At 41.1% G+C, this 10,093-nt stretch carries 10 protein-coding genes; 7 read left to right on the forward strand and 3 right to left on the reverse strand.

Going from position 1 to position 10,093, the window contains the following annotated elements; all coding sequences use genetic code 11:
• The 7 genes from L650_RS0107400 to L650_RS0107430 form a co-directional block, all read left to right on the forward strand.
• A partial coding sequence (locus L650_RS0107400) for a DUF1804 family protein (protein WP_029772713.1) occupies positions 1–340 on the forward strand: 340 nt, incomplete at its 5' end.
• The gene (locus L650_RS0107405) at positions 340–2,079 is read left to right on the forward strand and encodes a hypothetical protein (protein WP_029772714.1); all 1,740 of its coding nucleotides are present in this window, start codon (positions 340–342) and stop codon (positions 2,077–2,079) included. The genes L650_RS0107400 and L650_RS0107405, both read left to right, overlap by 1 nt.
• Positions 2,072–3,574 carry a DUF935 family protein gene (locus tag L650_RS0107410; RefSeq protein ID WP_029772715.1) on the forward strand — a complete coding sequence of 501 codons (1,503 nt, stop codon included), beginning with the start codon at positions 2,072–2,074 and terminating at the stop codon, positions 3,572–3,574. The genes L650_RS0107405 and L650_RS0107410 overlap by 8 nt, the downstream gene beginning before the upstream one ends.
• Entirely contained in the window at positions 3,564–4,181 is a 618-nt protein-coding gene (locus L650_RS0107415) for a DUF3164 family protein (RefSeq protein ID WP_223230552.1), read from the forward strand. Before L650_RS0107410 ends, L650_RS0107415 begins: the two co-directional genes overlap by 11 nt.
• 9 nt (positions 4,182–4,190) lie before the next feature.
• Positions 4,191–4,631: a hypothetical protein gene (locus tag L650_RS0107420; RefSeq protein WP_029772716.1), complete on the forward strand. Its 441-nt coding sequence runs from the start codon at positions 4,191–4,193 to the stop codon at positions 4,629–4,631.
• The gene (locus L650_RS0107425; protein WP_029772717.1) at positions 4,632–5,174 is read left to right on the forward strand and encodes a hypothetical protein; all 543 of its coding nucleotides are present in this window, start codon (positions 4,632–4,634) and stop codon (positions 5,172–5,174) included.
• A 1-nt stretch (position 5,175) separates the two neighbouring features.
• A complete protein-coding gene (locus L650_RS0107430; RefSeq protein ID WP_029772718.1) occupies positions 5,176–6,318 on the forward strand; it encodes a phage minor head protein in 1,143 nt (380 codons plus the stop codon).
• A gap of 800 nt (positions 6,319–7,118) precedes the next feature.
• Here L650_RS0107430 and L650_RS0107435 read toward each other — a convergent pair.
• The 3 genes from L650_RS0107435 to L650_RS0107445 form a co-directional block, all read right to left on the reverse strand.
• Positions 7,119–8,078, reverse strand: a complete 960-nt coding sequence (locus L650_RS0107435) for a sugar-binding transcriptional regulator (protein WP_004586535.1) — start codon at positions 8,076–8,078, stop codon at positions 7,119–7,121.
• A gap of 164 nt (positions 8,079–8,242) precedes the next feature.
• Positions 8,243–9,256 (reverse strand): ABC transporter ATP-binding protein, encoded by a 1,014-nt coding sequence (locus L650_RS0107440; RefSeq protein WP_029772719.1) that lies wholly within the window; start codon positions 9,254–9,256, stop codon positions 8,243–8,245.
• A gap of 10 nt (positions 9,257–9,266) precedes the next feature.
• Positions 9,267–10,064, reverse strand: a complete 798-nt coding sequence (locus tag L650_RS0107445; protein WP_029772720.1) for a carbohydrate ABC transporter permease — start codon at positions 10,062–10,064, stop codon at positions 9,267–9,269.
• Between the last annotated feature and the right edge of the window lie 29 nt (positions 10,065–10,093).

Consider the following 10,093-nt stretch of genomic DNA (forward strand, 5'->3'; position numbering starts at 1 on the left):
AAGCCGCCGTAGCGAAGGTACTGCAGGGGAGTTTACTACCGATTTCATTGAAGAATTCACCATTCAAGTTAACGAAACATTTGAGCTTTTAAAATCACCTGAGGGCGCAGCGCTGCCACTTGATCAACGAACCAAAATACTCAGCTCACTCACCGATATGATGAGCAAAGTCATGAAAGTGTCGGGCGGTAATAAACGTCTTGAAAAGAGGACTATTGCTACCGAAGTACTTAAAATTTTGGCTAAGTTTGTATCCACGAAATACCCTGAATTTGCGCCAGAGTTTGTTGAAATACTTACCGCCTTTGGCCCTAAGCTCGACACGGAGTTAGATGACTAATGGCTGATATGAATTCACGTGAATTTTTAGCTGAAATAGAGCAAATCACCGGTTCACTACGCCGCGATATTGAAGCAAAAGAGCGCAACATTGACCCAAGCCCCGCAGCAATTAAAGAGCGTCGTAAACGTGTACTTAGTGGCGACTTTGAGTTTTTTGTGTATACGTATTTCCCACATCATATGTGGCTTGATGACAATCAAGAGGCTTCTGAGTTTCAAAGCTACTTTATGAACTGGTTTCCCGAAGCACTAAAGCTTAAAAACGGGTGGAAAAACTGGTTTGTGGCCCCGCGTGGTGAGGGTAAAAGTACCCTTGGCGTAAAAATAGCGCCCGTGTATGTTGCTGTGCAGGCACTACTACAAGACCCTGATATATGCCAAGACCTGGGCTTAGAGAAGATAACCCAATTCATCGACTTTGTTATTTTGTTTGGCGCAGAAACCAAAATGCCAACCAAAACACTCGAGGTAGTTAAAACCGAGCTGCTTAACAATAATAACCTTGCGTTAGACTTTCCCGAAGTGTGCCAAAAATCCCCCGTATGGAAATTAGGCGAGTTTGTAACGGCGCAAGGTGTGCGGTTTGAAAGCCGTGGTGCTGAGCAATCTGTACGTGGTACGTTCCATGGCGCAAGCCGCCCTAAGCTACTGCTATCAGATGACATTATTACCGATGCCGAGGCGAAATCTCCCACTGAACGTGATAATCGCTGGCGCTTCTTAGAAGCAGCAGTGCAATACCTTGGCCCACCAGATGGCACCGTTAAATTCCTAGGTGTAAACACTGTTTTAAACAATGATGACCCAATAAGCCGCGCCGAAGAAGCACCAGGGCACATTGTTCACCGCTTTAAAGCCATTGAACAAATGCCTGAACGCATGGACCTATGGGAAGAATGCCGCGATTTAATGGTGCATGACGACAAACGCTTTGAAAAACGTGCCGCAGCCAAAGGTGATGCGGTCTCAACCGAGCAAAAACCCTCGTTTAAGTTTTGGTTAAAGCGTAAAAAGCAAATGCTTAAAGGTGCAACTACCAGTTGGCCAAGTGTGCGTTCGCTTTACGATTTAATGTGTATGTGGGCGGCTAATAAGCGTGAGTTTAACCGCGAAATGCAAGGTATTGCCAAAAGTGACGAAGAAGCCATATTTTATCAGTTTGATTTTTGGGTTGACCGCCTAAGCGATTGGATACCCTACGGTGCATGTGACCCAAGCATGGGCAAAACCGAAAAGGCTGACCCCAGCGCTATATTAGTAGGCTTTTACTCTAATGAATTGCAAAAGCTACATGTTGAATATGAAAGCCGTAAAGTTCGTGGTACCAGCCGTTTACTTAACGATTTAATACGCGCACAAAAAGAATATAACTGTCGAGTGTGGGGCTTTGAGAACAATAACGCCTTTGATTTTATGCGCAGCCAATTTATTACTACAGGCCTAGAGCAAGGTATAGCGCTACCGTTACGCGGTGTTACTGCAACCATACCTGCTGAGGAACGTATAGGCTCGTTAGAAACATATGTAACGAATACTCCCGCACAAATTGCCTTTCACTCACGGTGTCGTTTACTCCTTGATGAGCTTGAAAACTGGCCAGAGAAGCAAACAAACCATCACTACGATTTAAGCTGTGGCTTAGCCATTTTATGGATGGTAGCCAGTACTGGTGCGGGCGGTATTCCCCGTGTTAATAGCCGCAAAGTGACCAAACAAATAAGGGGCTATCATGTTTAAAAGCAAGCCACGTATTAAATCTAACGCATACGCAGCGCTTACCCGTATGTTTGACCAAAACCGTTTAGATCCAAGCCTAACGTCGCTTATTACTGAGCTACCAAACCCTGATCCAATATTACGCCGCGCAGGTAAAAACACCGCTATTTATGAAGAGATAGCCCGTGATGCACACGTTATTGGCGAGTTGCGCTCGCTACGCAGTGGCTTATTCAGTTTTAATACTGAGCTTGTGCCAGGCGGTGACGATGCTGCCAGTTTAAAAAGTTATGAACTGGCTAAAGCCTTTTTTGCTCGTAAACCCTGTGCTCATACAGAATGGGCCGATATGGACTGGCACAATTACAGCGCAATTTTAAACGGTTTTAGTGTCACCCATTTGGGCAAATACATTAAACAGGATGGTCATTGGCAACCTGAGTATGTAGAGACCTGGCGTAATAGCCGTTTTGCATTTAACAGTGATCACGAATTACTAGTAAAAACCAGTGATAACCCACAAGGCGAGTTAGTTGATCAACGGCGTTGGTCGTGCGTTCGCCATATGCCAAGCGCCGAAAACCCGTATGGTATTGCATTATTAAGTAGTTGCTTTTGGCCATGGACGTTCAAGCATGGCGGCTTTAAGTTTTTTGTGCAGCTGTGCGAGCGCTTTGGTATTCCATTTCCTGTGGGTAAATACCCAATAGGCAGTAAAGATTCAGACATAAATAACTTACTTGATGGGTTAGCTAAGCTTGTTCAAGATGGCATAGCCGCCATACCCGATGACACCAGCATTGATATTATTGAAAGCAAGCTATCTGGCGAGCCAGTGCCCGAGCGCTTAGTTAACTTTTGTAATGCTGAAATAAGCAAAGCTTTAACCAGTCAAACCTTAGCAACAGAGCAAAAAAATGGCGGCGCACGTGCTGCCAGCGAAACCCATGCAAAACGTGCTGGCGACAACCAACGCTCAGACAGGGCGCTTGTAGCCTCTTATCGTAATCAGCTTTTAAATTCGCTTCATACGGTAAATTTTGACGGTGGTGAGCCGCCAAAATTCATATTTAAAGACAAACGCGAAATTAACACTGACACAGTAACTCGCGTACGCGAAACAGCGCGTATTGTGCCAGTTGGTGAAGAGTGGGCATATCAAGAGCTCGGTGTACCAAAGCCAAAAGACGGTGAAGCAATACTTGACGTGCCCGACGAAGGCCACGGTATTGCAACACCTGCTAAAACCGAGTTTGCCAAAAAGCCAACCGACAGCGTAGAGCTTACCAGCGAATTTGATGTGTTTGATCACGCAAGTGACGACACCATTAAACAGATTTATCAATTTGCTCAGGCAGCTAAAAGCCTGGACGAACTTAAGCAAAAAATAACCTCACAATTTCCTGATATTTCAAACTCAGCACTGGCAGACGTTGCCCAAACAGCAATGGAGTATGAGTTTATGGCAGGCATGAATGAGGCTAATTCAAAAACTGTGGAGATAGATGATGAATAATGTACCTGAAGGTTACTTAAAAGACGGCAAAGGTAATTTAGTAGCTATTGCCAACATCAAACAAACTGACTTGATCAAAGATGAGTTTGTTAAAAAAGCCATTGATAAAGCCCTTGAAATGCAAGAAACACTGGCCGAATTTAAACAAAGTTTAATGGCTGAAGCAGACGACTTTATAGAGCTATTAGCGCAAGAACATGGCGTTAACTTAGGCGGTAAAAAAGGCAATGTGACACTGCGCACCTTTGACAGCCAATTAAAAGTCACCCTGCAAACGCAAGAACGTATTGAACTTGGCCCAGAGCTTAGCCTTGCAAAAGAGTTAATCGATCAATGCCTGGACGAATGGACCGAAGGCGGCAACCAAAACATTAAAGCCATTGTAAGCAAAACATTCAATACCGATAAGCAGGGTTCACTTAACCCGCAACGCATTTTAGCCCTGCGTAAACTTGAAATTTCAGACGATTCTGGCAAGTGGACCAAAGCAATGAATATTATTGCTGAGTCTGTTGGAGTGGTTGATTCAACCCGTTTTATCCGCTTTTACAAGCAAGATGATAAAGGCATAGAGCAAGCAGTTTCACTCGATATAGCAAAACTGTAGGGGGCGCTTATGGCCATTTCTAAAGAGCAGTGGATAGAGATAGAAAACGAGCTTACAGGCACATTTGCTAATGTTGTCTTCTCTGTAGGCGATCACAGAGTCTCTGTTCAACGTCAGAGAAAATCTGAATCGACAACCGTGTTAAGCGTTTATATTGATGACTATATAAAAGGTGAATGGTGTAACAAAAAAGAATCACGCCCTGTATGCCTTGAACAAGTATGGCGCAAGCGCTCCATATCATTATATAAACCTACTGAAATTAAGCGTATTCAAAAAAACTTTGGAAAACGCGATGCAAAAAAACTCTTTCCAAAATTGCATGATAAAGCCGAATTTTTTGATTGTTTTTTTACAACGTCTAAGTCACTTGTTCGACAATTTAAGCGCATTGAAAATATAGAGCTTGAACTGATTGGTGGCGTTAGTTATGAATCAATGGAGGCATAAATGGACCCAATTACAATAGCACTTGGCCTTGCAAAGCTCACAGGCCTGGATAAAAAAATAGGCGGTTGGATAGGGGGGGATAATGGATCAAAGGTCGCGTCGAAAGTTGTTGATATGGCGCAAACCATCACCAATGGGGGGTCTGCGCAAGAAGCTATGAACCGTATTCAGCAATCCAGCGCACTACAACAAGAACTTAGGCAAAGCATTTTAAACCGTGAAAAAGAGCTTGATGATTTAGCGTTTAAAAACAGCCAAAGCGCCCGCAACATGCAGATACAGGCACTTAATCAAGATGATAAGTTTTCTAAACGCTTCATTTATTACTATGCGTGGTTTTGGTCGGTCGCAACGGTTATATACATAGGTTGTATAACGTTTTTAACCATACCGGAGACCGCAACACGCTTTGCAGACACCATTTTGGGCTTTATTTTGGGCACCGTTGTAGCGTCAATATTGAATTTCTTCTTTGGTAATAGCCGTGATAATTCACGTAGAAATGAAATTCAAGACATTCAACAGTCGCTAAAAGAGCACTAATATGGCCTTACTAGCTCCACAATATGGCGACCTTGTTAAGTTCGAGGAAGCCATTTCTCATTTCAAAGACAAAATTAAGCTTACCAGTGAGTCATATAAAGACTTACAGGGCTTAATTCACGCCAAAGCATTTACCGTTGCCGGTGCAACACAAATCGAAATTATAAACGAGCTATATAAAGCAGTAGATAAAGCGATAAGTGACGGCGAGACTATATCGGACTTTAGAAAACGCTTTGACAAAATAGTTGATGATCACGGTTGGTCATACAATGGCAAACGGGGTTGGCGTACAAAAGTTATTTATCAAAACAACAAAAACACTGCGCGTGCAGCTGGACGCTGGCAACAACAAGAGCGTTTAAAAGAACGCAGACCTTATTTATTATACTTAACTGCAGGTGATAGCCGCGTAAGACCTGATCACGGTAAGTGGAATTACATTTTACTGCCAGTGGATCATTCGTTTTGGGATACGCATTATCCGCCGAATGGTTATAACTGCAGGTGCAAAGTGGTATCACTTAATGCGCGTGATATTGCACGCATGGGATTATCAGTAACTAAACCAGAATCAGTTAAAAAGTTTACTGAGTCATTTAAATTTGTAGACCCATCAACAGGTGAAGAACTGAGTAAGTTACCAGGCATTGATTTGGGTTGGGATTATAATCCTGGTAAAGCATGGCTAGGCGCAGACATTGCAGCGGGAAAATCAGTTATGACTATATCAACTGACATTCAAAAGTTAGCGGTACCACAATTTAACGAAGCAGTTTTAAAATCTCAGCAGTACTATATAAAGCAGGTAAACTTACAAGCAGCAAAGCTAGCGCTTAAAAAGTCGGTACCAGATAGCCAGCAATTTACGTTAGGGCACTTGCCTGTAAATTTACTAAACGAACTATCACGTAAAAACGCACCTATATATAGTAGCGCTGTTACTATCAGCAGTGCTCAAATTGAAAAGTTCTTAACTGGCCAGCTAGCAATTGAACAAGTTCACGAACTAATGAACGCTGTTCAAAAACCAAATACATTTGCTTATATAGGCAATCAAGTAAAAATATCGTATCAAGGTTTTATGATCACTGTAGAGCTAGGCCCAACATTTAATACAATTGTAGCTGCCGAAAAAGTTTAAATATCAGCAGCTCAAAATATTTAAACAGTGTTTAAAAGGCGTTTAAAGTGTATTTAAAGGAAAGTTAAACGATCAACAATGATCTAATTCTAAACGTATAATGAGCAGGAATGATTGGATAATGAGTCAGTTTGAACAAGTTTCGTCTAAAACCAAGCGTAATCTAGATTTATTGAATTTTGCGCTCAGGGTTCACTAAACCCAGTAATAATAGGCTTTTCCAAAAGACGAGGGCGAAAATCCTCATATCATCATTATTCTAGAAATGAACAACCCCTTACACATAAATAGGGGTTTATACCTAAATAATGGACGCATAGTTACTATGATTATGTATTAACTTAGCCTATTTAACATAATATAAATTATAGGTAGTTATGTATATTATAATAAGGAGCGCGTATTACACTCCTACTATGTCCAATACTAGACGGTATCGGACATTAAGCTTATTTCTACCAAGCTATACCAAGCCTTACTTTGCTATGTGTTTTTAGTTTATTTCTGGTCATTACGCTTTTATTATCCATTACACTCAAAACTTTACTAACTATATTACTTGCAAAGAATTTTAAGCATTGGCTACTTTAAAATTTTAACCACATCAGTTTTTGTTTTGCTATTTTCATCAACGTTCTTTTATTACAGCGCTATTTAAAACGTTTTATAAAAAGCCTAAATTTATTAAAACTTTATTGGTATTTTAAATGAGCCTGTTAGTTTTCATTTTTTGAAAAATAAAGGCTCATTCGGTCAGTTATTATCCGTAGATATTAAAAAGCTACCTAAAACAACCTTAGCTAATCCATACTTAAAATACGCTCTGCTGTGTATTCGTTAGTAATTAAACCACTGATCATATTTGATCTAACTGCACCAAGTATCGCAAGTACTTTATCTTCACCGGCGGCTATAGCGTAAATTTGTTTATTACCTTCAATTTTTAATGGCGTACTGGCAACACGTTGGTTTACAGTGCAGTCAATTAATTGGCCGCGTTTGTCGTAAACCCAGCTGATCATCTCGCCCACAGCCCCTAAATTTTGTAGCTCTTTTAGCTCTTGCTCATCTACAAAGCCATCAATATGCAATGGTGATTTTTCGCCTAGGCTACCTACACCCACAAACGTTACGTCGGCTTGGGTGGCCAATTTTAAGTTACTGGTAATATTATGTTGTGAATGCAATTGCTGTTTTTCTTCAACACTTCTTGGTAATACAGGAAGCGGCATTGGGTAATGCTTTGCATTTATATGCTCGGCCATTCTAACAACTACATCATAAGGTGAAGCCGACCCATCAAGTGCCATGTTACCAAGCATCGCCACTACTTTGTGTTGGCTACAATCTAGCGTTGGCAGTTCATCAACGCATGCACGTAGTACGCGCCCGGTCCCCATAGCTAAAATTTTCGGTGTTTCTGATTTTAAATGGCGTTGTATTTCAGCAGCACCGGCTTGCGCTAAACCCACTGTAGAGTTTGGATCTGATCCATCGCTAGGCACTACTTCACAAGAGTCTAAGCCAAAACGGCTTTTAATTTTTTCTGCTAAATCCATACATTTAGCAATAGGATGATCGAGCCTTACTTTAATAAGCCCTTGGCTTACAGATAATGCCACCATACGTTGAGCCGATTGACGAGATACATTGAGCTTTTTGGCAATTTCGTCTTGTGTTTTACCCGCAACATAATAGAGCCACCCTGCTCTAGCTGCATCATCGAGCTTACGTATTTCTGTATTTGATAGCTTTGCCACATAAACCTCTTATTTTGATAAGCCGCTTAGTTTTAGCGATAAATCATTTTATAATATTTGCAAATATATCATTCATTTATAAAATGCCGAAGTGTCACATTAATTTAATAGCCAATACTTTAGGTAAATTTGCTATTCCTAAAGTATTGGCCTAAAACGGCGGATTAAACTGTTGGGTTTTTAATCGTTAAACCATTTTTATCAAATCTATGTACCTTGTGCTCAGGCGCACTTAAATAAATTGTGTCGCCATATTGTAGTGGGCAATCGCCATCTGCTTTTACCGTAACCGTACTGCCGTCGTTAATAGTTACATGTAAAAAGCTTTCAGAACCTAAATGCTCGATTACGCCCACAGTACCTTGCCAAGTTCCTGACTCAGTTGAAATTTCAAAGTGCTCAGGACGCACACCTAAACTGTGCGTTTGTGCATGGCTATCGTTATCTACTTCAATAAAGTTCATTTTTGGTGAACCAATAAAGCCTGCCACAAATTTATTTACCGGGTGCTGATACAGCTCAAGCGGCGTTCCGACTTGCTCAATAATCCCCCCATTAAATACTGCAATTCTGTCTGCCATTGTCATCGCTTCAACTTGGTCATGTGTTACATAAATCATTGTTGTAGCTAAGCTTTTGTGTAGCTCAGAAATTTCTAAGCGCATATTTACACGAAGTGATGCATCTAAATTTGAAAGTGGTTCGTCAAACAAAAAAGCCGACGGTTGCCTAACAATTGCGCGCCCTATTGCTACACGTTGGCGTTGCCCGCCCGATAATTGCCCTGGTTTACGGTCTAGGTAATCAGTTAAATTAAGTATTTTAGCAGCATTTGCTATTTTACTTTCAATTTCAGCAGGGCTTACTTTTGCACGTTTTAGTGGAAACGCAATGTTATTGCGTACACTCATGTGCGGGTACAAAGCGTACGACTGAAATACCATAGCTAAACCACGTTTTGCCGGTGGCGTCTGTGTGGCATCTTGGCCATCAATCTCAATTGTGCCGCTGGTTGTGTCTTCCAATCCGGCAATCATACGTAGTAATGTTGATTTACCACAGCCCGATGGCCCTACAAATACAATAAATTCACCGTCTTTTATCTCTAAATCAAGCGGTTTAATTACGTTAACTTCATCAAAACTTTTAGTTACTTTTTTTAGTGTGATGCTGCCCATGTGTGTTCTCCTACTTTACTGCGCCAAAGCTTAAGCCGCGCACTAATTGTTTTTGACTAAACCAACCAAGAATTAATATTGGCACAATGGCCATGGCAGATGCTGCCGACAACTTGGCGTAAAATAACCCTTCTGGGCTTGAGTAACTGGCAATAAATGCCGTTAGTGGTGCGGCATTCGCAGCGGTTAAAATGAGTGTCCAAAATGCTTCGTTCCATGCCAAAATTACGTTTAACAGTAATGTTGAGGCTATGCCAGGTAATGCGATTGGCAGTAATACATGAAATATTTCCTCGCTAATAGTTGCACCATCCATTCGTGACGCTTCTAAAATTTCACCCGGAATTTCTCTAAAGTAGGTGTATAACATCCATACCATAATCGGTAAGTTTATTAAGGTCATAACAATAACTAAGCCAAGTTTTGTATCTAATAAAGCAAAGTCTCTAAAGAGTAAATAAATAGGAATTAACACCCCTACCGGCGGGAGNATTTTTGTAGAAAGCATCCACATAAGTAGGTTTTTAGTTTTTTTCGTTTGCACAAACGCCATTGACCACGCGGCTGGTACGGCTATTAATAAGCCCAATAAACTTGAGCCGAGTGATATAACTACTGAGTTCCAAAAGTGATCAAAATACGGCGAGCGGGCTAACACATCTTGATAGTTTTCCATTGTCCAATCAAAAGCAAATAACGCTGGTGTGGCTGATATAGCTTCTGCTTCGGTCTTAAAACTGGTGATTAATGTCCATAAAATTGGGAAAAATATCATCCCACTGATGGTCCATGCTGCCAGGGTATAAATTAGTTTTGATTTTTTATTTGCTGCACTAG

It is taken from the genome of Pseudoalteromonas sp. TB51 (genome assembly GCF_000498055.1).
Taxonomy (GTDB): domain Bacteria; phylum Pseudomonadota; class Gammaproteobacteria; order Enterobacterales; family Alteromonadaceae; genus Pseudoalteromonas; species Pseudoalteromonas atlantica.

Excerpts from the sequence above, each read along its gene's own strand:
- L650_RS0107405 (WP_029772714.1), top strand. The coding sequence starts at position 340 with ATGGCTGATATGAATTCACGTGAATTTTTAGCTGAAATAGAGCAAATC.
- L650_RS0107410 (WP_029772715.1), top strand. The coding sequence starts at position 2,072 with ATGTTTAAAAGCAAGCCACGTATTAAATCTAACGCATACGCAGCGCTT.
- L650_RS0107415 (WP_223230552.1), top strand. The coding sequence starts at position 3,564 with ATGATGAATAATGTACCTGAAGGTTACTTAAAAGACGGCAAAGGTAAT.
- L650_RS0107420 (WP_029772716.1), top strand. The coding sequence starts at position 4,191 with ATGGCCATTTCTAAAGAGCAGTGGATAGAGATAGAAAACGAGCTTACA.
- L650_RS0107425 (WP_029772717.1), top strand. The coding sequence starts at position 4,632 with ATGGACCCAATTACAATAGCACTTGGCCTTGCAAAGCTCACAGGCCTG.
- L650_RS0107430 (WP_029772718.1), top strand. The coding sequence starts at position 5,176 with ATGGCCTTACTAGCTCCACAATATGGCGACCTTGTTAAGTTCGAGGAA.
- L650_RS0107440 (WP_029772719.1), bottom strand. The coding sequence starts at position 9,256 with ATGGGCAGCATCACACTAAAAAAAGTAACTAAAAGTTTTGATGAAGTT.